Source organism: Streptomyces peucetius (assembly GCF_025854275.1).
GTDB classification, from domain to species: Bacteria; Actinomycetota; Actinomycetes; order Streptomycetales; family Streptomycetaceae; genus Streptomyces; species Streptomyces peucetius_A.
The window spans coordinates 7,316,616-7,337,028 of the sequence record NZ_CP107567.1 but is presented as its reverse complement, the minus strand read 5'-3'; the positions used below and the strand labels follow the sequence as shown (position 1 = coordinate 7,337,028).

At 71.0% G+C, this 20,413-nt stretch carries 15 protein-coding genes, 2 tRNA genes and 1 pseudogene; 8 read left to right on the top strand and 10 right to left on the bottom strand.

Annotation, left to right across the window (positions count from 1 at the left end; all coding sequences use genetic code 11):
* Window positions 1–270: 270 nt before the first annotated feature.
* Window positions 271–344 (bottom strand) — tRNA-Pro (locus OGH68_RS33110).
* Window positions 345–496: 152 nt separating this feature from the next.
* Here OGH68_RS33110 and OGH68_RS33105 point away from each other — a divergent pair.
* Window positions 497–973 (top strand): DUF309 domain-containing protein, encoded by a 477-nt coding sequence (locus OGH68_RS33105; RefSeq protein WP_264249116.1) that lies wholly within the window; start codon window positions 497–499, stop codon window positions 971–973.
* Window positions 974–1,012: 39 nt separating this feature from the next.
* Here the strand turns inward: OGH68_RS33105 and OGH68_RS33100 are convergent.
* From OGH68_RS33100 to OGH68_RS33090, 3 genes and pseudogenes are all read right to left on the bottom strand, one after another.
* Window positions 1,013–2,100: pseudogene (locus tag OGH68_RS33100) on the bottom strand (cytochrome P450); the annotation flags it as partial.
* Window positions 2,101–2,273: 173 nt separating this feature from the next.
* Window positions 2,274–2,636 (bottom strand): DUF488 domain-containing protein, encoded by a 363-nt coding sequence (locus OGH68_RS33095; protein WP_264249115.1) that lies wholly within the window; start codon window positions 2,634–2,636, stop codon window positions 2,274–2,276.
* 1,119 nt (window positions 2,637–3,755) lie between these two features.
* The gene (locus tag OGH68_RS33090) at window positions 3,756–4,055 is read right to left on the bottom strand and encodes an ABC transporter permease subunit (RefSeq protein ID WP_264249113.1); all 300 of its coding nucleotides are present in this window, start codon (window positions 4,053–4,055) and stop codon (window positions 3,756–3,758) included.
* 305 nt (window positions 4,056–4,360) lie between these two features.
* On the opposite strand from OGH68_RS33090, the gene OGH68_RS33085 reads away from it, so the two are divergent.
* Window positions 4,361–6,787: a SpoIIE family protein phosphatase gene (locus OGH68_RS33085; protein WP_264250406.1), complete on the top strand. Its 2,427-nt coding sequence runs from the start codon at window positions 4,361–4,363 to the stop codon at window positions 6,785–6,787.
* 84 nt (window positions 6,788–6,871) lie between these two features.
* Here the strand turns inward: OGH68_RS33085 and OGH68_RS33080 are convergent, their stop codons facing one another.
* On the bottom strand, window positions 6,872–8,317 hold the full coding sequence (locus OGH68_RS33080) for a glyceraldehyde-3-phosphate dehydrogenase (protein ID WP_264249112.1): 1,446 nt from the start codon (window positions 8,315–8,317) through the stop codon (window positions 6,872–6,874).
* Window positions 8,318–8,506: 189 nt separating this feature from the next.
* Window positions 8,507–8,580 (bottom strand) — tRNA-Pro (locus OGH68_RS33075).
* A 137-nt stretch (window positions 8,581–8,717) separates the two neighbouring features.
* On the opposite strand from OGH68_RS33075, the gene OGH68_RS33070 reads away from it, so the two are divergent.
* Both OGH68_RS33070 and OGH68_RS33065 read left to right on the top strand, forming a co-directional pair.
* Complete coding sequence (locus OGH68_RS33070) at window positions 8,718–9,443, top strand: transketolase (RefSeq protein ID WP_264249110.1); 726 nt, start codon at window positions 8,718–8,720, stop codon at window positions 9,441–9,443.
* 66 nt (window positions 9,444–9,509) lie between these two features.
* On the top strand, window positions 9,510–10,397 hold the full coding sequence (locus OGH68_RS33065; protein ID WP_264249109.1) for a transketolase family protein: 888 nt from the start codon (window positions 9,510–9,512) through the stop codon (window positions 10,395–10,397).
* Window positions 10,398–10,437: 40 nt separating this feature from the next.
* Here OGH68_RS33065 and OGH68_RS33060 read toward each other — a convergent pair whose 3' ends face one another.
* A complete protein-coding gene (locus tag OGH68_RS33060) occupies window positions 10,438–11,208 on the bottom strand; it encodes a L,D-transpeptidase family protein (RefSeq protein ID WP_264249108.1) in 771 nt (256 codons plus the stop codon).
* 141 nt (window positions 11,209–11,349) lie between these two features.
* Window positions 11,350–11,715, bottom strand: coding sequence for an MmcQ/YjbR family DNA-binding protein (locus tag OGH68_RS33055; RefSeq protein WP_264249106.1), 366 nt, complete (start codon window positions 11,713–11,715; stop codon window positions 11,350–11,352).
* A gap of 162 nt (window positions 11,716–11,877) precedes the next feature.
* On the opposite strand from OGH68_RS33055, the gene OGH68_RS33050 reads away from it, so the two are divergent.
* The 4 genes from OGH68_RS33050 to OGH68_RS33035 all read left to right on the top strand — a co-directional run bounded on the left by OGH68_RS33050 (window position 11,878) and on the right by OGH68_RS33035 (window position 18,276).
* Window positions 11,878–15,396 (top strand): ThuA domain-containing protein, encoded by a 3,519-nt coding sequence (locus OGH68_RS33050; protein WP_264249105.1) that lies wholly within the window; start codon window positions 11,878–11,880, stop codon window positions 15,394–15,396.
* Between the two features lie 15 nt (window positions 15,397–15,411).
* Window positions 15,412–16,314 (top strand): sugar phosphate isomerase/epimerase family protein, encoded by a 903-nt coding sequence (locus OGH68_RS33045; RefSeq protein ID WP_264249103.1) that lies wholly within the window; start codon window positions 15,412–15,414, stop codon window positions 16,312–16,314.
* 79 nt (window positions 16,315–16,393) lie between these two features.
* Window positions 16,394–17,815, top strand: a complete 1,422-nt coding sequence (locus OGH68_RS33040) for an amino acid permease (RefSeq protein ID WP_264249102.1) — start codon at window positions 16,394–16,396, stop codon at window positions 17,813–17,815.
* Between the two features lie 77 nt (window positions 17,816–17,892).
* Window positions 17,893–18,276 (top strand): VOC family protein, encoded by a 384-nt coding sequence (locus tag OGH68_RS33035; protein ID WP_264249100.1) that lies wholly within the window; start codon window positions 17,893–17,895, stop codon window positions 18,274–18,276.
* Window positions 18,277–18,524: 248 nt separating this feature from the next.
* On the opposite strand, the gene OGH68_RS33030 is transcribed toward OGH68_RS33035, so the two are convergent.
* Window positions 18,525–19,361 (bottom strand): ABC transporter ATP-binding protein, encoded by an 837-nt coding sequence (locus tag OGH68_RS33030; protein WP_264249099.1) that lies wholly within the window; start codon window positions 19,359–19,361, stop codon window positions 18,525–18,527.
* A gap of 3 nt (window positions 19,362–19,364) precedes the next feature.
* On the bottom strand, window positions 19,365–20,387 hold the full coding sequence (locus OGH68_RS33025) for an ABC transporter substrate-binding protein (RefSeq protein ID WP_264249098.1): 1,023 nt from the start codon (window positions 20,385–20,387) through the stop codon (window positions 19,365–19,367).
* Window positions 20,388–20,413: the final 26 nt, after the last annotated feature.

Here is a 20,413-nt window from a genome sequence, read left to right as displayed (position 1 = left end):
CGGTGCCGGACCGGACGGTCTCCGCGCCGTTAGCGCACGGAAGACCGTTGGCACGCCGAGAGGGACGGAGCCGTGATCGGCGGTGTGCTTGCCGGCCTGCCACACGAAGCGCGCAACCCCACCCGCTCCTGGAAGGTCGGCCCTGGAGCGAGATGCGCTTCCACGCTGTCGGCGTGCCGGTTCCCCGCTTGCCCCGCCTGTCCCCGAGAACGATCGAGGGGCCGCTTCAGATGTGCTCTGAAACGGCCCCTGATCTGCGACTCTCTCGAGTCGGGACGACAGGATTTGAACCTGCGACCCCTTGACCCCCAGTCAAGTGCGCTACCAAGCTGCGCCACGTCCCGATGTGCATTCCGTCCGGTTTCCCGTCCGAGCGCGCAAGAGAACATTACCTCACTCTGCGGGGTCGGCGAACGCCCGGCCCGGGGGACGCGGCACGCGTCGCCGCAGGCACGCCGCTCGGAGCCACCGGTGGGCGGGGAGGGACAATTGCTGTATGGACAAGGCACGCAGAGACCGCGACGCCGAGGGCCGGGCCCGCAATGCCCGTCCCCGGGACGGCCTGGGCCGCCCCCTCCCCCATGGCGCGCCCGGCGTGGAGCGCCAACCGGAAGGCGTGGTGCGTACGCCCGGCCAGACGCTCGTGGAGGCGCAGCGCCTGCTCGACGCCGGTATGCCGTTCCACGCGCACGAAGTGTTCGAGGACGCGTGGAAGTCCGGCCCCGAGGAGGAGCGCGAGCTGTGGCGGGGCCTGGCGCAGCTGGCGGTGGGTCTCACCCACGCCGCGCGGGGCAACACCACGGGCGGCGCACGTCTGCTGCTGCGCGGCGCCGACCGTATTGCCGGCGGGCCGGCCCCGTACGCCATCGATGTGCCGGGCCTGAGCCGCTGGGCCAGGGAACTGGCCGGCCGGCTGTCCGGTCCGGTGGACCCGGCGGCGGAGGCGCCGCGGCTGGTCGGGCGGCGCGGTTAACGGGATCGCTGCGAGCCGGCGCCCGTACTCGGCGCGGTCTCACCACCGCAGGTGGAGGGCCTCGGGCGAGCGGTGGATCAGGGTCGGCCGCATCACCGGCGGCGGCCGCTCCTCGTCGATCCGCAGTCCGGGCAGCCTGCGTGCGAACAGCCGGAGGGTGACCTTCAGCTGTTCCCCGGCGAGCTGTGAGCCCGGGCAGCCGTGCGCGCCGTGCCCGAAGGCCGTATGACGCCGCGACAGCGGCCGGGTCACGTCGAAGGCATCGGGCCGGTCGTGGCGGCGTTCGTCCCGGTTGGCGGAGCCGTACGCGACGAAAACCGTGGCCCCCGCGGGCAGTTCGGTGCCCGCGACGGTGACGGGCCGGGTGGTGGTGCGCCGGAAGCCCCGGACGGCGGTGTCGTGGCGGACGGCCTCCTCCACGGCCGCGGGCACCAGCTCCGGGTCGTCGCGGACCAGCTCCCACTGGCGGCGGTCGCCCAGCAGACTCAGCAGCAGGGTGCCGATCAGGGCGGTGGTGGTCAGATGCCCGGCGATGAGGAAGTTCTGGACCTGGGAGACCAGTTCGTGCCGCTACTCGAGGCCGAGGTCGCCACTGCCGGGCGCGAGGGCGGTGATCAGGCCCGACAGCAGATCGTCGCGCGGCTCCGCGCGCCGCTCGCGGACGTACCGGTCGAGCATGCGCTGGAGCGCTACGACGTCCTCTGCGGCCGCTACCTGCTCGTCCTGCGTCATGGGACGGAACAGCAGTTGCTCGGCCCGGTGTCCGCCGTGCACCACGGCGGACACGTCCCCGGGGTCGAACCCGAGCAGACGGCCGACGACCTGCCCCGGCAGTCTGCCCGCGTACGCGTCCATCAGCTCGACGCGGCCGTCGTCGGCGAAGGCGTCGACGAGGGCCTCGGCGCATGCGGCGGCGTACGGGACGAGACCGGCGACGCGCGACGCCGACAACCCCCGGTTGAGCGGGGCCCGGAGCCGGACGTGGTCGGCCCCGTCCGTGTGGAGACGACGGTCGGCCGCCCGCCGTATCCCCCGGCCAGTACGTCGAGGGCGGCAGGGCACGGCATCACGTCCGGCCGCAGGGCGCCCCGCGACGAGAAGTCGTCGGCGCGGTGCAGCACTTCCCTCGGGCGTGGTCTTCAGGGGGTCACGCGGCGCCTCCGAGAGCCTGCTGGACGGGACCGGGCACGCCGGTCATCGTGCCCCACAGGCCGGGGACGCGGAAGGGCGCGGCTGTGCGACGGGTGCCTTCGTCCGGGGCGGGCGCGACTCGTCGGCGCGGGCCACGGACGGGCGCCCGCTACAGGAGACGCCGGAGGACCGAGGTGTGGCTGTGTTCCGGGTCCTTGGCCGCCGTCAGCAGCGTCAGCGGCCCTTCGGCGGCGGCCAGGGCGCGGAGCCGGCTCAGGGCCTTTGCCGCGTCGGGTTCGGCGAGCTCCGCCTCGTAGCGCCGGCAGAACTCCTCGTACTCGCCGTCCGGCCCGTGGTACCAGCGCCTCAGCTCCGTCGACGGTGTCACCGACTTGGGCCACTCGTCGATGTGCACCTCGTCCTTGCTCAGGCCGCGCGGCCAGAGCCGGTCGACGAGGACCCGGACGCCGTCGTCCGGGTCGGGCGCTTCGTAGATCCTGCGGACCCGCACCTTGCCACTGCCTCGCTGCATGGCCCCAGGGTCACAGGGCGGAGCTCCCCCTGCGACCGGGGGGCCGTGCGACCGCAGGGCCGCGGGCCCGGGGCGGCCAGTCGATATTGCGTCTTGAAATCGATTGCACCGAGTTCTCCTGCACCGTGCAAATAGTCCGGGGGGCCGGCCCCGGCCTGACGGGGTTGGGCCGGTTCGGCCCGGCCGCGCCGGGCCGGCTCCGCCGGTGGGTGGTTGCGGGGGTCGGGGCCTCCGGAGCGCGGCACCCGGACTGCTTTCCCGTACCTGCCCCGCCCTAACTCACGACGCCTTACGTCCGGGCACCCCGCTCCTCCGACCCCGCCCCCCTTCCGCCCCTGGCACCCGTCCCGGCCGGTGGTCGCCTTCTCGGCCCGGTGCCCCCTTCCCATCGGGGCAGATCCTTGTCGCCCGGCGCTGCCCGTCGGCCCGGGGCTGCGGCAGAGCCCCTTCCCTCGGGGCAGGTCCCCCGTGCGCCGCGGGCGGCCCCTGTCCCGGGCTCTGGCGGAGTCCCTTCTACCGGTGCAGGTCCGTTTGCGCGGGCCTCGTCCCGGGTCTGGGGGGAGCCCGCAGGCAGGTTCGCTGTGCGCCGGAGGTGGCCCCCGTCCCGGGCTCTGGGCGGAGCCCGGGCGGGCGGCGCAGGTCCCTGAGCGCGGGCCCCGTCGCGGGGCTGGGGGGAGCCCACGCGGGGCCACTCGCCGGGCCCAGGGCGGGGCCGGAGTCAGCCAGGGCACGGTCCCCCAGGCGACCGGGTCCGGAGGAGCCCGTTCCGTCGGGGGAGGTTCCCGTGCACGGCGGAGGCCCCCGTCCCTGGGTCTGGGACGGAGCCCCGGTTTCGGGAAGGGGCGGGGTGGGGGGAACCGGCACCTTTCCACCGGCGGGAGCGACGGCGTCGGCCCGGGGGCAGGGGGACGCGCAGGGGGCGTGTTCGGGACGTAAAGCGTCGTGAGTCAGGGCGGGGCAGGTACGGGAAAGCAGTCCCGGACATGCCCCCGGAGCAACACCCGAACGCCACACCACACGGACCGGGCCCCGCCCGAGAAGCACACGGGCCCGGCCACGCCCGGAAAGCACACGGACCGCGCCACGCCCGGAAGCGTGGCCCGGTCCGGAGCGACGGTGCTACTTCAGGACCGACGTCTTGATGGACTCGACGATCTGTCGCTGGAACCTGAAGAACAGCGCCAGCATCGGCAGTGCCGCGACCGTCGCCGCCAGGATGTAGTTCCAGTTCGAGCTGTACTGGGTCTGGAAGGAGGCGATCCCCAGCTGGACGACCGTCAGGGGCCGGTCATTGGTGGCGACCAGTGGCCAGACGAAGGCGTTCCAGTTGGCGAGGAAGAAGAACACGGCCAGCGCGGAGAGGATCGGCCGGGACATCGGCAGCACAATGTTCCAGTAGAGCGCCAGTGCCCAAACCACCTGAACGTGGCGTACGCACCGGACGCGGCAACCGCCGACAAGGCCCTGCGCGCCAAGGCCGCACTCTTCGCGGAGCTCGGCGTCGAGGTCCGATGCCGAGATGCTCGCGCCGGAGGACGGGGCCGTCCGGCGGCAGCCCCGTCCCCCGGCGCTCTGCGCCGTGCGTCCCGCCGGGGCGGGCGCCGGCGCCGCGCCGCGAGGGCCGCCGCGCGATCGATGGCGTCTCCTGACTAGCTCCCACCCCGCGAACAACGGCAGCATGGGAACAGCGCGGTACCTGACCGCGTACGGAGGCGGTGCGCGCATTGACACGGGCGAGTTTTGCGTTCTGTGGGGCCGAGCTGGCCGCTGTCTACGTACTCACGGAGAGCGGCGACGAACTACGGCTGGCGGAGGTGGTGGGGGACCGGGGCGGGACGTACGGACTGCCGTCGGTCGTGGCGCTGGGCGGCCGCTCCCCCGCCACGGACGCCTACCGGGCCGCCCGGCCGCTGTGGCTGAGCCCGGCGGAGCTGGCGGCGTACCTCTCCGCCGACGCGCGCGGCGTGTCCCCCGTCGGCGCCGGCACTCTGCCGCCCAAGTTCTCGCTCGGTGCGCTGCCGCTCGGCCACGGCACCACACAGCTGGGCTGCCTCGTCGTCGCGGGCGAGACGGCGGACGGTTTCGACGCCGACCGCCGCAGCCTCCTGGAGCTCTACGCCGATCAGGTGACGGCCGGCCTGGAGTCCGTACCGGCCCGTGCAGCCGGCCGGCCGGAGCCCCGGACGCACCCGGGGCCGACGCTGGTCCCGCTGCACAGCGGGGCGTTCATCCTGACGCTGGACACCGGGCTCATGGAGGCGGACGCGCGCGTCCTGGAGCTGCTCGGCATCGCCGAGGAGGAGTTCGACGGGCGGGTGGAGACCTTGCTCGCCTGTGCCGTACCGGACGACATCCCGGCGCTGATGGCCGTCGTCGAGCCGGGCCGGCTGTCGTCCTCCTCCGGTGAGCAGCTGGCGTTCCGCATCCGCCGCCCGGGTGGTGAGCTGCGCTGGCTGGGTCTTCGCTGCCGTCTGCGGTTCGGGGCCGACGGCACGCCGGAGCGGGTGCTCGGGGTGGTCGCCGACGCCGTCTATCTGCGCCCCACGGACGACGAGGTCGCCGTCGTGCAGGGGCTGTCGGCGCGGCTTGCCGGGGCGACGACGGTGCGGGACGTCAGCCGTACGGTCGTCGAGATGCTGCGCCAGCCGCTGGACGCCGACCGGATCGCCGTCGCGGAGGTGGAGTCCGACCGGCTGCTGGTCACCGTCCTGGACCCGCCGGAGCCCGACGCCTGGCCGGGCGTCTGGCAGAGCGAGTGGCGGTCCGAGTGGCCGGACGCGTCGTGCCACTCGCTGCCCACCCTGCAGAGCGCGCTGCGGGACGGTCATATGAGCCTGTGGCCGCCGGGAGCCGATCTGGAGCCCGGCCTCATCGGCATCGGGCCCGGCGGTCTGGCCGTCGTCCCGCTGCCGGCCGACGGGCGCATGGTCGGGGTGTGCCTGGTCGGATGGGACGCGGCGCACGAGTTCGCCCCGGAGGAACGGTCGCTGCTGACGGCGGTCGCGGGCCTGGTGGGCAGCGCGCTCCGGCGCGCCCATGCCATGGACGCGGGGCACGAGCTGGCCAGGATGCTGCAGCGCAGCCTCCTTCCGCGCAAGCTCCCGGTGCTGCCCGGCGGCGTCGCCGTCGCTCGCTATCTGCCCGCGACGGCCGGTCTGGAGGTGGGCGGCGACTGGTACGACGTGATCCCGCTGGCCGACGGGCACGTGGCGCTCGTCATCGGCGACGTCCAGGGCCACAGCGCCGCCGCCGCCACGATCATGGGCCAGATGCGCACGGCGGTACGGGCCTACGCGGTGGAGGGCCATCCGCCCGACGTGGTGGTCTCCCGCGCCAACCGGCTGCTCGTCGGCATGGAGACGGACCTCTTCGCCACGTGTCTGTACGTGGACCTGGACATGGAGGAGGGCATCGCCATCTTCGTGCGGGCCGGGCATCTGCCGCCGCTGCTCCGCCACCCGGACGGCACAACCGAGGAACTGGCCGTCGAGGGCGGGCCGCCGCTGGGGGTGCTGGCGGAGGCGGCGTTCTCCATGACCGAGGCGGGTCTGGCCCCCGGCACCCTGCTCACCCTGGTCACCGACGGTCTCGTGGAGTCGGCCCGCCTCCCGCTGGAGGAGGGCATACGGCGGGTGAGCGATGCGCTCGGCGAGGCCGACCCGTCCGACATCGGCCGGGTCGCCGACGAACTCCTCGGCACCGCCAACGGACGCGACGACGACGTCGCGGTGCTGCTGCTGCGTTACGACGGGACGCGCGCGCGTCCGCTGCGGACGCACTGGACGGTGTGGCGGCTCACCAACGCCGTGCTGCACGCCCGCCGCTTCGCCGCGCGCACGCTCCGCTCCTGGGGTCTGACCGACGAGATCGACATCGCGCTGCTGGTGGTGTCCGAGCTCGTCACCAACGCCATCGCCCACACCCAGGGTGAGGTGGGTCTGGATCTGACGCTCTCCTCCGACCGGCTGCGGATCGCCGTGAACGACACCTCGCCCCGCTCCCCTGTCAAACCGGCCGACGTCGACTGGGAGGCGACGGGCGGCCGGGGCCTGCTCATCGTCGAGGCGACGACCGCGGCATGGGGCTCGGTACCGCTCAGCGGCGGCAAGCAGGTGTGGGCGGAGATCGACGTCTCCGGCAGCGGAGGCTGACCGTACGGGCCGGCCGGCGCCGGCCGTACGGGACCGGCCGCCCGCCGGTGGCGGGCGGCCGGGAAACCCGGAACGGGCGGCGGATCAGAGCGCCGGGGCCGGGAAGGTGGGGTACTCCACTCCGGAGACGTACTGGACGACGCGGATGACCTGGCAGGAGTAGCCGAACTCGTTGTCGTACCACAGGTAGAGGATCGCGTTGTCACCGTCGACCTTGGTGGCGCCGGCGTCGACGATCGACGCGTGGCGCGAGCCGATGAAGTCGCTGGAGACCGCGTCGGGGGCGGTGGTGAAGTCGATCTGACGCTTGAGCGGCGAGGTCAGCGACACGTTGCGCAGGTGCTCGAGGACGTCCTCGCGGGTGGTCTCGCGGCCGAGCCGCAGGCTGAGTATCGCGATCGAGACGTCCGGCACGGGGACGCGGATCGAGCTGCCCGTGATCGGCGCCTCGAGGTCGGGCAGCGCCTTGGCGACGGCGGAGGCGGCACCGGTCTCGGTGATGACCATGTTGAGCGGCGCCGAGCGGCCGCGACGGTCCGCCTTGTGGTAATTGTCCAGCAGGTTCTGGTCGTTGGTGAACGAGTGGACGGTCTCCACATGGCCGCGCAGGACACCGTACTCGTCGGCCATCGCCTTCAGCGGCGGGACGATCGCGTTGGTGGTGCACGACGCGCAGGAGAGGATCTGCTCGTCCGGCTTGATCATGTCGTGGTTGACGCCGTGGACGATGTTGGGGACGTCGCCCTTGCCCGGGGCAGTCAGGACGACCTTGTCGATACCGGGGCGCAGGTGCTTGGAGAGGCCCTCGCGGTCGCGCCACTTGCCGGTGTTGTCGATGAGGATGGCGTCCTTGATGCCGTACGCCGTGTAGTCGACCTCCGACGGGTCGCCCGCGTAGATCACCTTGATCTCGTTGCCGTTGGCGATGATCGTGCTGTTCGCCTCGTCGACGGTGATCGTGCCCTGGAACTGTCCGTGGATGGAGTCACGGCGCAGCAGCGAGGCGCGCTTGACGATGTCCTGCTCGCCGCCCTGCCGCACGACGATGGCGCGCAGCCGCAGGCCGTTGCCCGAGCCGGCCTTCTCGATGAGCAGGCGGGCGACGAGACGGCCGATGCGGCCGAAGCCGTACAGGACGACGTCGCGGGGCTCGCGGCGCTCGGGCCTGTCCTCACCCGTGGCTCCGGCGACGGCATCGGCGGTGAACTCCGCCACCGACAGGCCGCGGTCGTCGGCCTTGTAGGTCGCGGCGAGCATGCCGATGTCGATCTGGGAGGGGCCGAGGTCGAGCGTGGTGAGAGCCTGCAGGAACGGCATCGTCTCGGTGACCGAGAGTTCCTCACCGGCTATCTGCCGGGCGAATCGGTGGGTCTTGAGGATGCTGACCACCGACTTGTTCACCAAGGAGCGGCTGTGCAGCAGGACCGTGACGTCCCGCTCCCGGTGCAGCTTCCCGATGATCGGGATCATCGACTCCGCGATCTCCTCGCGGTTCTTCCAGTTGGTGAACGAGTCGTCTTTGACAGTCACAGGCTTATCTTTCGAGCTAGGCGGTGCTCATATGCTAGCCGTACGGATTTTCGGTCGTTCACGTGGTGCCGTCCGGGCGAAACGTCACCTTCGTCCCCCGCCGCGCCGGACGTCCCCGTGGTCCGGGCATGAAAAAAGGCCGTTCTCCCGATGTACGAGAGAACGGCCTACGACCTGCAAGAAGCAGAGTCGGGACGACAGGATTTGAACCTGCGACCCCTTGACCCCCAGTCAAGTGCGCTACCAAGCTGCGCCACGTCCCGGTGCCCGTCTGACCTGGGGTTTCCCCTGGCCGAACGCGCATGAGAACAATACCGCACTCGGGCCGCTGCTCACGAACCCGTATGCGCGGACCGGCCCGCTTGACCTCAAGTGAACTTGAGGTTGCACGGTGGTGGGCATGACGACAACGGCATCCACCACCGCTCCCGTCCGGCCCTCGATCCCCACCGGCTTCGGCGACATCGACCGGCTCATGTCCCTGATGACCGGGGACGAGAAGCACGGGCCGGCCGCCACGTCCACGCTCGACGCCCTGTGGGTCCTGTACGACCGCGTACTGCGGGTGACGCCGGCGACCGCCGACGCGCCGGACCGGGACCGATTCCTGTTGTCCAAGGGGCACGGACCGATGGCGTACTACGCCGTCCTCGCCGCCAAGGGCTTCTTCCCCGAGGACTGGCTGCCCGGCTTCGGCTCGTACGACTCACCGCTCGGCCACCACCCCGACCGGGTCCTCGTGCCCGGCGCCGAGATCGGCAGCGGTTCGCTCGGCCACGGCCTGCCGCTGGCCGTCGGCTCCGTCCTCGGTCTGCGCGCGCAGGGCCTGACCGATCCGCGGGTGTGGGTCCTGATCGGCGACGCCGAACTCGACGAGGGAAGCAACCACGAGGCCATCGCCTTCGCGGGACCGGCCGGGCTGGAGCAGCTGCACACCCTCGTCGTCGACAACTCCTCCGCGACCCATGGATGGCCCGGCGGCATCGCGTCCCGCTTCGAGGCGGCCGGCTGGTCGGCGCAGACGGTCGACGGCAGGGACCACGAAGCGCTGCACGCCGCGTTCACGGCGCCGCATCCGGGGCGGCCACGGGCGGTCGTCGCCCGTGTCGAGCCCAAGAGCGCCTGATCAGCCCTTCGTCCCACCGCAGAACACCGCAGCAACAGCACGCCGCCGCAGAGGAGACTTCCGACCATGGACACCATGCGTGACCGTTTCATCGCCACCACCTCGCGCCTGCTCGACGAGGACCCCCGCCTCGCCCTCGTCCTCGCCGAAATCAGCGCCGCCGGTTTCGAGCAGGCGCAGCGTCACCATCCGGACCGGGTGATCAATGTGGGCATCCGCGAGCAGCTGCTGATCGGCGCCGGCGGCGGCATCGCGCTCACCGGGATGCGACCGATCATGCACACGTTCGCCAGCTTTCTCGTCGAGCGGCCCTTCGAGCAGGTGAAGCTCGACTTCGGCCACCAGAACACGGGCGGTGTGCTGGTCAGCGCCGGTGCTTCGTACGACTGGCCGGCCGGCGGATTCACGCACATGGCACCGGGTGACGTGGCCCTGCTGGACACCCTGGACGAATGGACGGTCCACGTGCCCGGCCACCCCGACGAGGCGGACGCACTGCTGCGGCACGCGGCCGCCGGCGACGACCGGGTGTACGTGCGCCTGTCGCTGCAGAGCAACGCCGAGGCCCGGCCGGTCACCGGCGACCGGTTCCTCACCGTGCGCGAAGGACGCGGCGGGGTCGTGGTCGCCGTCGGCCCGATGCTGGACAACGTGCTCGAGGCGACCGAGGGGCTCGACGTGAGCGTGCTGTACGCGACGACCGTGCGCCCCTTCGACGGTGCCGCGGTCCGCGCCGCCGTGGGCGGCCGGGCGGACGTGGTGATCGTCGAGCCGTACCTGGAGGGCACGTCGACCACGGTCGCGAACGACGCCCTGGCGGATGTTCCGCACCGGGTGCTGGGGGTCGGGGTGGCGCGGCGTGAACTGCGCCGTTACGGGACGGTCGAGGAGCACCTCGCCGCGCACGGTCTGGACCCGGTGTCCCTGCGGGCGCGCATCTCGGCGTTCCTCTGAGGGGAGCCGAGGCGCCGGCCCGGACGGACGTGCGGTCCGGTCACTTCCGGAGCTCCGGTGCGGGCCCCATCACGACGACCGGGTACTTGTCCGGATCGAGCAGACGCAGCAGTTCACGCATCCGCTCCCTCGGCAGCGAGACACACCCCTGGGTGGGCCCGTCGTGGTCCACGTGGATCCACAGCCCGCTGCCCTTCTCCAGGCCGAGCGGCCGCTCCTTGTCCAGGGGGCTGGTCCCCGGGACCCGGTTGTAGTCGATGGCGACGACGTAGTCGAAGGAACCTTCGAGGGGCTCCCCCAGGAAGCCGGTTCCGGGCGCGACGAACTCTTCGTCCTGGTCGTACGGCAGCCGGGTCCCGGGGTCCGGTGAGAGCCCGCCGGCGTCGCCGAGGCCGAAGACCCCGATGGGGGTGCGCAGATCACCGGCGTGGTGGTCGTGGGTCCAGCCCCGCAGGGCGTTGTGGGCGGGCCAGGGGCCGGCGACACGCCGCCAGTCGCCTCCCGTACCGCTTTCGTAGACCGCGGCTTCCGCGACGTTGGTGTCCGCCGCCCCGCCGGACACGACCAGGGCCTGGCGGGTGCCGCCGGGAATGCGGGCGCGGAACTCCGGCCCGAGGCCCGGGATGTGACGGGCAGCCGGCTTCTGCGCCTCGGGACCGGTGTGTCCGACGGGGCTCTTCGCGGGCGCTTCGGGCACGGACGGTGCGGGCGGTGCGGGCGATACGGTTGATGCGTCCGTACAGCCGGCGAGAAGCAGTGCGGCGCACACTGCCGCGGCCAGCGTGCTCCCGGCGCTCTTGGTGACGGGCATGGGTCAGGTCCTCCCGGCGTCGTGGAACGGCGCCGCAATCCGTACCCTCCGCCACGGGAAGCGGTTGCCCGGGGCGCGCAACTCACCCGACCGTGGCACCGGTCGCGCCGCCATCCGGCCCGGCGGCCGCCGGGATCGCCGTCATCCCCGGCCAGGCGCCGGCCCCGGATGGGCGTCGAGCAGTTTGCGGGGAGCCGCCTGGCGCCACGAGTCGAGCAGGATCGCCCGCAGCTCGTCGTCGTCCTCCAGCGCCTCCAGGCGCACGCGCAGCCATGCGTAGTGGTCGTCGTGGCCCTCGCGGAGGAAGAACTTGGCGGGCTCGGCGGCGATGAGCTCCGCACGCTCCTCCTTGGGGCACTTCACGCCCATCACCCGGTCGTCGTCGTCCAGCGAGGCGAAGATCCGGCCACGCTCCTCGAGCCGGAAGGTGGGCATGCCCCAGGCGAGCTTCTCGAGCGCCCCCGGGAGCGCGAGCGCGATCCTGCGTACGTCGTCGGCAGTGGCCATGGCACCACCGTAGGGGTCACCGCCGACAACGACTCTCAACGTCCGCGTCACACCGCTCGCTTCCGACCCATTGACCCCCCGTGACGGCTGAACCTACGCTGTGCGGCGGATTCAGAAAGCGCTTTCTAACCCGCAGCCGGCCCTACCAGCACCGGGAGCGCCATGAACAGTCATCGCCCAGGAGAGTCCGGACGGCCGGCACGGCCCGAGCCGTCCGGACTGCCGAGAGCCCGTCGCACCGCGCTGACCCCCGTCCCCGTCATCACCGCCCTGCTGGCGCTCCTCCTCGGCCTCGGAGTGACGCTGTCGCCCCGGGCCGAAGCAGCGCCCTATCGGGTGCTCGTCTTCTCCAAGGTCACCAACTTCCACCACGACTCGATCCCCGCCGGCACAGCGGCCATCGAGAAGCTCGGCAGCGAGAACGGCTTCGAGGTGGAGGCCACCGACGACGCCGCGGCCTTCACCGACGAGAACCTGGCCCGCTTCCAGGCGATCGTCTTCAACAACACCAACTCCACCCCCGAGTCGGGCGATCTGCTCGACAGCGCCCAGCGGGCAGCACTGCAGAAGTACATCCGCGGCGGCGGCGGATGGGTCGGCCTGCACGCCGCGTCCGCCAGCGAGCGCGACTGGGGCTGGTACGAGGGCCTGGTCGGCGCGATCTTCGACAAGCACCCGGCCGTGCAGACGGGCAGGATCAAGGTCCTCGACCGGTCCCACCCCTCCACCGAGGGACTTCCGGAGCTCTGGGAGCGCACGGAGGAGTGGTACAACTGGCGCGTCAACCCGACCGGCAAGGTGCACACCCTCGCCCAGATCAAGGTGCGCGACGGGATCACCGGCCTCGACGAGGGCGTCGACCACCCGTGGTCCTGGTGCCAGAACTACGACGGCGGGCGCTCCTGGTTCACCGCCGGCGGCCACTCCGAGTCCGCCTTCCAGGAGCCGGACTTCCTGAAGCACCTGCTCGGCGGCATCCAGTGGGCGGCGGGCAACAGGCCCGGTGACTGCACCGCGACCAAGACCGGCGCCTTCCAGCGCACACCGCTGGCTACCAGTGACCTGGCCGACCCGTTCGAACTGGCCGTGGCGCCCGACCGGCGGGTGTTCTTCATCGAGCGCACCGGCAAGGTGAAGGTCGTCGACCAGTCCACGATGAAGGTCACGACCGCCCTGGACTTCGAGTACACCCCCGAGATGACGAGCCAGTCGGACGGCCTGCTGGGGCTGGCTCTCGACCCGGACTTCGGCGAGAACCACTGGCTGTATCTGCTGAACTCCGACAAGACCGAGAAACAGCTCAACGTCTCCCGCTTCACGGTCACCGGCGACACCATCGACCCGGCCTCCGAGAAGCGCCTGCTGACCATCCCCACCTTCCGTGGCGAGGGCCGTGCCAACTCGCACATGGCGGGCTCGCTCGCCTTCGACAAGGACGGCCACCTGTACGTCGCGACCGGCGACAACACCGACCCGTTCGCCTCCGACGGCTTCACCCCCATCGACGAGGGTGACGGCCGCCGCGCCTGGGACGCCCAGGGCACCTCGGGCAACACCAACGACCTGCGCGGCAAGATCCTGCGGATCACACCCAAGGACGACGGCACCTACGCCGTGCCCGAGGGCAACCTGTTCGCCCCCGGCACCGACAGGACGCGGCCCGAGATCTACGCGATGGGCATGCGCAACCCGTTCCGGATCACCACCGACCCGGTCAGCGACGCGCTGATGGTCGCCGACTACGGCCCCGACGCCCGTGCGGCCGATCCGGAGCGCGGGCCCGAGGGCACCGTCGAGTTCACACGCATCACGAAGGCGGGCAACTTCGGCTGGCCGTATTGCGTGGGCAACAACACCCCGTTCAACGACTACGACTTCCGGACGAAGACGTCGGGCCCTAAGTTCGACTGCGCGAACCTCGTCAACGACTCGCCGAACAACACCGGTCTGACGAAGCTTCCGCCGGCCCAGCCGGCCACCGTCTGGTACGCCTACTCCGCCTCGCAGGAGTTCCCCGAGCTCGGCACCGGCGGCGGCGGCCCGATGAGCGGACCGGTCTACGACCACGACCCGGCCAACTCCTACCAGGGCAAGTTCCCCGCGGCGTTCGAGGGGAAGTGGTTCACCTACGAGCTGACACGCAAGTGGTTCAAGACGTTTTCCTTCCAGCAACAGGACCAGACCTTCACCGACCCGCGCTTCGATCCGGTGAAGGCGGGTGACCTGCACTCCATCAACACGGTCTTCGGCGACATGAAGTGGAACCAACCCTTCGACGCCGAGTTCGGACCGGACGGCGCGATGTACGTCATCGACTTCGGGCTCGGCAGCGGCACCGGCCGCGGCGGCAGCAACGAAGGCTCCGGCGTCTACCGCATCGACTACGTCGCCGACAACCGGCTGCCCACCGCCAAGGCGACGGCCGTTCCTGACAGCGGTTCCGTGCCGCTGACCGTGCAGTTCTCCAGCGAGGGCTCCGGACTGCCGGACGACAGGCCCGTCACGTACGCCTGGGACTTCGACGGCGACGGCACGACCGACTCGACCGAGGCGAACCCGGCGCATGTGTACGAGGAGAAGGGACGCTTCACCGCCCGGCTCACCGTCACCGGCCCCGGCGATCTGACCGGCCTCGCCGTCCAGGACATCACCGTCGGCAACACCCGGCCCGAGGTCACCATCCAGCAGCCCCCGGACGGGGGGATGTTCGGCTTCGGAGACACCGTCCCCTTCACCGTCAGGGTCAAGGACAAGGAGGACGGTGCCAGGATCGACTGCTCACGCGTGGTCGTGCAGTCGCAGCTCGGGCACGACTCCCATCTGCACCCGCTGGACAACTACACGGGCTGCGCCGGCGAGATCGTGACCGACGCCGGAGACAGCCACGGCGCCGGCCAGAACCTTTACTACGGCATCACCGCCCAGTACGAGGACGAGGCGGCACCGGGCGTGCCCGCCCTGACCGGGTCCGCGTCGCTGACGCTGCGCACCGCCTTCCGTGAGGCGGAGCACATGTCCTCGACGGGTGGAGCGCACGACGGGGTCGTGGTCGGCAGCCGGAGCGACGCCTCCGGCGGCAAGCGGCTCACCGAGATCGAGGACGGTGACTGGATCAGCTTCGACCCGGTGCACCTCAAGGGCATCGAGTCCGTCACCGTGGGAGCGGCGTCCGCCGGCATCGGCGGCACCGTGGAGTTCCGCGCCGGATCGCCGACCGGCACGCTGCTCGGCAAGGTGACCGTGCCGGCCACGGGCGGCTGGGGCAACATCGTCTCCCCGACGACCGCGCTGGCGGATCCGGGCGGCACGACGAAGCTGTACGCGGTCTTCGTCAATCCGGAGTGGACCGCCGACAAGCCGGACCTGTTCGCCGTGGACTGGCTGCACTTCAACGGGCCCGGTGTGGAGAAGCGCCAGGGTGCCGAGGTGACGGTCACGGCGGCACCGGCCTCGGGCGACGCACCGCTCGCCGTCCGGTTGTCCGGCGGCGTCGAGCTGCCCCGGGGCAGGACCGCGGCCTCGTACCACTGGGACTTCGGCGACAACACCCGGCCGGCGGGCGAGGAGACGGACAGGGCAGCACACACCTACACACGTCCCGGCAGCTACACGGCCCGTCTGACGGTCACCGACGACCGGGGTGACACCACCACCGGCTTCGCCCGTATCGACGTCGGCTGACTCAAGGAGACACGCATGAACACACGCACGAGCTCAAGACGCGCATTCCTCGGCAAGGCCCTCGGCGCCGCCGCCTCCGCCGCGGCGATCACGGCAGCCGCTCCGGCCGCGAACGCCGCGGAGTCGGACGCCACCGCCACCGACACCGCACAGCGCTGCCGCCGCATCCCGCCCTCGGGCATCGGCATGCACCTCTACACCATGCGCACCCCGCTGGCGGCGGACTTCAAGGGGACCCTCGCCCGGCTCGCGCAGATCGGTTACGCGACGGTCGGGGTGAGCGGCCGGCACGGCAACAGCGCGGCCGCGATCCGTTCCATGCTCGACGAGACACGCCTGCGGGCGGTCCTGGAGCACGTCGGCTACGACACCGTGCGGGGCAGCGGCCTCCCGCAGGCCCTGGAGGACATCCGCACCCTCGGCGCCCGGTGGATCGTGGTGCCGAGCCTGCCGGGCGCGATGCACACACCGGCCGGATTCCGCGAAGCGGCGAGGGAGTTCAACAAGGCGGGGCTGGCGGCCCGTGAGGCGGGGCTCGGCCCGCTGCTGTTCCACAACCACGGCGCGGACCACCAGGTGGTCGACGGCGAAAACCTGTACGACATCCTGCTGCGGGAGACGGACCCCGAGCTGGTCGGTTTCGAGCTGGACGTCTACTGGGCGGCCAAGGGCGGCGGCAGCGATCCGCAGGACCTGTTCGTCGAGCACCGCCGCCGCTTCCCGGCGCTGCATGTCAAGGACATGGACCCGAGCGGTGGATTCGCCGATGTCGGATCCGGCGTCCTGGACTTCGCGGCGATGTTCGACACCGCCCGCAGTGGTGGTGTAAAGCAGTGGCTGGTGGAGCATGACGCGCCCGCCGATCCGTTCGCCACCGCGCGGAACGGCTACACGTACCTGGCGGGTCTCAGGTACTGACCGGGCGCACGGCAGAGCCCCGCACCGTCCACCGGACGGTGCGGGGCTCCTTCGGCCGGCAGGCTGCGAAGAGGTGAACATGGCAGGGCTCCGGACGGGGCAGGGCGTACTGCGCCGTAAGCCCATCGAGCAGATCGAAGAAGGCGCTCCGAGCGAGCAACTCACCAGAACGCTCGGCCTCGGGCAGCTGACGGCCATCGGCGTCGGCGGCATCATCGGCGCCGGGATCTTCGCCCTCGCCGGCGCGGTCGCGAACGGTACGGCGGGGCCCGCGGTGCTCGTCTCGTTCCTGATCGCGGGAGTGGCGAGCGCGGCCGCGGCCTTCTCGTACGCCGAGTTCGCGGGCATGATCCCGAAGGCGGGTTCGGCCTACACCTACGGCTATGCCGTGCTCGGCGAGCTGGCGGGCTGGTTCATCGGCTGGGACCTGCTGCTGGAGTACACGGCGATCGTGGCGGTCGTGGCCATCGGGATCTCGGGCTACTTCGGCTTCCTCCTCGGGGCGCTGGGCGTGGACCTGCCCGTGTGGATGCTGGGCGCGCCGGGCACGGGCGAAGGGCGCCAGGTGGACCTGTTCGCGGTGATCCTGTGCCTGTTCACCGCGTACCTGCTCACTCTCGGGATCAAGAACGCGGCCCGGTTCGAGACGGTCGTCGTGGTGCTGAAGGTCCTCGTCGTCCTGCTGGTGATCGTGGTCGGCTTCTTCCACATCGACACCTCCAACTACAACCCGTTCTTCCCGTACGGAGTCGGCGGGGCGTTCACGGGTGCGGCGACCGTCTTCTTCGCGGTGTTCGGGTACGACGCCATGTCGACGGCGGCCGAGGAGTCCAAGGACGCGCAGCGCCACATGCCGAAGGCGATCATGTACTCGCTGGCGATCTCGATGGTGCTGTACGTGCTGGCCTGCTTGGTGCTGACGGGTATGCAGAACTACTCGGAGATCGACCCGGAGAGCGGCTTCTCGACGGCCTTCGAGTCGGTGGGGCTGCCCGGTCTCGCGAACCTCATCGCGGTGGGCGCGATCATCGGCATCCTCACCGTGATGTTCACCTTCATGCTGGGTGTGACCCGCGTGTGGTTCTCGATGAGCCGCGACGGGCTGCTGCCGAAGTGGTTCGCGAAGACCCATCCGACGCGGCACGTGCCGGTGCGTGTGACGTGGATCGTCGGGGCGGGCTCGGCGCTGATCGCCGGATTCCTGCCGATCGGCGAGGCCGCGGAGCTGACGAACATCGGAATTCTCCTCGCGTTCGTCGTGGTGTGCATCGCGGTGATCGTGCTGCGTTACCGGCAGCCGGACCTGCCGCGGCAGTTCCGCTGCCCCGGGATGCCGTTCGTGCCGGCGATCGGTGTCGCGTTCTCGCTCTGGCTGATCACGTTCCTCGCGTGGCAGACCTGGCTCCGGTTCGCGGTGTGGCTCGTGATCGGCCTGGTGATCTACTTCGGGTACTCGTACCGGAAGTCGAATCTGGCCGGGGAGAGCGGGCGCGGCGCGTAAAAGGAGTTGTGACATGACCGGTGACGCCCCACCGTCGAGTGCGGCGGCGACACGCGACTCGACCAGGAGGTCCTGACATGGCCAGTAAGTTCACCGAGCTTGCGGTCGACTGTGCCGATCCCGACGCTCTCGCCCGTTTCTGGTGCTCGGTCCTCGACGAGGTGCAGGACCAGGGCGACGGAATCGTCACCATCGGCCCCCCTGCGACGCCTGAAGGCGCGAACCACCGCGGCCCAGTACCACCGGCGTTGACGTTCGCGCACGTGCCCGAGGGCAAGACCGTCAAGAACAGGCTCCACATCGACGTCAACCCGGCCGACAGGGAGCAGGACGAAGAGGTCCGTCGCCTGCTCGGCCTGGGTGCTCGACGCGCCGACGTCGGCCAGGTCGATGAGAGCTGGGTCGTACTCACCGACCCGGAGGGGAACGAGTTCTGCGTCCTTGCGAGCCGCCGCCCCTGACGAGCGCTCCGGGGCCGGTCGAGGAACTCGCGCAGCAGTCTCGTTCCACCTGGCGGTTCCGCCCGATTTGATCGCCCGCGCCCACGACGCGGGCGTCGTGTGGATCCAACAGGTGTCCGACGCCCGTCAGGCGGAAGAGCCCCGCACCACCCCCCGTGGATGGTGCGGGGCTCCGCCGCGCCCGTCAGTGAAGCCGACGGGTTTTCTTCGTGCCCGTCAGTGAAGCCGACGAGTTCCTTCGCCCCCGGTCAGTCCGCCGCGGAGGCCGCGCCGAGCAGACCGCGGATGTGGGTGGTGGCCTCCCGGAACTCCGGCCGGCCCATCGTCTCCGTGTAATCGCGCTCGGCGGGCAGGCCGACCTCGATGATCTCGGTGATGGTGCCGGGCCTGGCGCTCATCACCACCACCCGGTCGGCGAGGTAGCAGGCCTCCGAGATGGAGTGGGTGACCAGGAGCACGGTGGTGCCGGTCTCCCGCCAAATCCGGTTGAGTTCGGTGTTCATCTGCTCGCGGGTGAGCGCGTCCAGCGCGCCGAACGGCTCGTCCATGAGCAGCACCGGCGGTTCGTGCAGCAGCGCGCGGCACAGCGCGACGCGCTGCTGCATACCACCGGAGAGTTCGTGCGGCAGGGAGTCCTCGAAGCCGCGCAGGCCGGTCATCGCGATCAGCTCGTCGACACGCCGGCGCGCCGGCTCCGCGGGCATCTTGCGCATCTCGGCCTGGAGGAGGATGTTGCGGCGCGCGGAGCGCCACTCCAGCAGCGCCGCGCGCTGGAAGACGTACCCGATGTCGTGGCGCGGCCCCTGCACCCGCTCACCGCTCAGCAGCACATCGCCGCTGGACGGCTGCAACAGGCCCGCGACCAGCTTGAGCAGGGTCGACTTGCCGCAACCCGAGGGGCCGACGATGGCGACGAACTCGCCCATGGGGACTTCGAGGCCGACGTCGGTCAGCGCGGTCACGTCGCGGTCCTTGGTGCGGAAGCGGACGGCGACGTCCTTGAGGGACACCGCCGGGGCGGTTGCCGGCCGGCTGTCCTGCGGGGCGCTCACATCGGGCTTGCGCACGGTGGTGTTCCTGGGCATCCGTCATCCCTTCAGCGCGGTCGCGCTGTCCCAGTACTCCGCGACGGCCTTGGGGCTGCTCACCAGTCCGGCCTCGGTGAATACGTCGATGGTCTGCTGCCAGTCGGCCTCCGTGTTGACTCCCGGGGCCTTGCCCCGCGTCGCCTCGGTGTGCAGCAGGGTCAGCGTGGTGGCGAACTGCTCGGCCAGCACCTCCTTCGGCGGGAGCTGCTCGCTCGCGCCCTCCATCGAGGCCACGGCGGGCTCCGGCGCCTTCTCGGCGGCGGCGAACGACTCGCTGACGGCCTTCGCCATGCGCTGGGCGAGGTCCTTGTCGCCGGTGAGGATCTCCTGGCCGGCGAGGAGGCCGTTGGAGTAGAAGTTCAGGCCGTTCTCCGAGAATCGGAGGTAGGAGACGGGCTTGTTCGCCTTGTTCTGCATCGTCGGGCCCTGGTCGCTGGCGTATCCGAGCAGGCCGTCGGTCTTGCCGGAGATCACCGCGGCGATCTTTCCGGCCGGGTCGGTGTTCTGGACCTTGACGTCGGACTCGGCGAGGCCGTTCTTCTTCAGGAAGATCGGGAAGGTCTTGGAGAGCGCGTCGCCCGCGGTGCCCGCGATGGTCCTGCCCTTGAGGTCGGCCGGGCTCTTGATGTTCTGCGACTCGAAGGACTGCACCGAGGACGGCGTGGTCTGGAGGAAGACTCCGAGGCTCTTCACCTTGATGCCCGCGTCGATGCCGGACAGGAGGGCGGGCGTGTCGGCCCAGCCGAAGTCGGTCTGTCCGGCGCCGGTCGCCTGCACCGTCTTCTGGGAGCCCTGGCCCGCCCGGATGTCGATGTCGATGCCGTGCTTCTCGAATATCTTCTGCTGCTTGCCGTAGTAGAAGGGCGCGTGCTCGCCGTACGGGTACCAGTTGAGGGTCAGTGTCACCTTGTCCAGCTCCTTGCCCGAGGAACTGGTCGTCGTGTCGGATCCGTCCTCACCGCAGGCCGTGGCGACCAGGAGCAGCGGTACGAGGCCTGTCAGAAGCAGTCTGCGCGCAGTCATGGCGGGTCCTTCTCGTCGACTGGGTC

Bases quoted from the DNA above. Each gene is read 5' to 3' on its own strand.
- OGH68_RS33070 (WP_264249110.1), top strand. From the start codon at position 8,718: ATGACGACAACGGCATCCACCACCGCTCCCGTCCGGCCCTCGATCCCC.
- OGH68_RS33025 (WP_264249098.1), bottom strand. From the start codon at position 20,387: ATGACTGCGCGCAGACTGCTTCTGACAGGCCTCGTACCGCTGCTCCTG.
- OGH68_RS33045 (WP_264249103.1), top strand. From the start codon at position 15,412: ATGAACACACGCACGAGCTCAAGACGCGCATTCCTCGGCAAGGCCCTC.
- OGH68_RS33060 (WP_264249108.1), bottom strand. From the start codon at position 11,208: ATGCCCGTCACCAAGAGCGCCGGGAGCACGCTGGCCGCGGCAGTGTGC.
- OGH68_RS33105 (WP_264249116.1), top strand. From the start codon at position 497: ATGGACAAGGCACGCAGAGACCGCGACGCCGAGGGCCGGGCCCGCAAT.
- OGH68_RS33065 (WP_264249109.1), top strand. From the start codon at position 9,510: ATGGACACCATGCGTGACCGTTTCATCGCCACCACCTCGCGCCTGCTC.
- OGH68_RS33055 (WP_264249106.1), bottom strand. From the start codon at position 11,715: ATGGCCACTGCCGACGACGTACGCAGGATCGCGCTCGCGCTCCCGGGG.
- OGH68_RS33050 (WP_264249105.1), top strand. From the start codon at position 11,878: ATGAACAGTCATCGCCCAGGAGAGTCCGGACGGCCGGCACGGCCCGAG.
- OGH68_RS33035 (WP_264249100.1), top strand. From the start codon at position 17,893: ATGGCCAGTAAGTTCACCGAGCTTGCGGTCGACTGTGCCGATCCCGAC.
- OGH68_RS33095 (WP_264249115.1), bottom strand. From the start codon at position 2,636: ATGCAGCGAGGCAGTGGCAAGGTGCGGGTCCGCAGGATCTACGAAGCG.
- OGH68_RS33040 (WP_264249102.1), top strand. From the start codon at position 16,394: ATGGCAGGGCTCCGGACGGGGCAGGGCGTACTGCGCCGTAAGCCCATC.
- OGH68_RS33030 (WP_264249099.1), bottom strand. From the start codon at position 19,361: ATGCCCAGGAACACCACCGTGCGCAAGCCCGATGTGAGCGCCCCGCAG.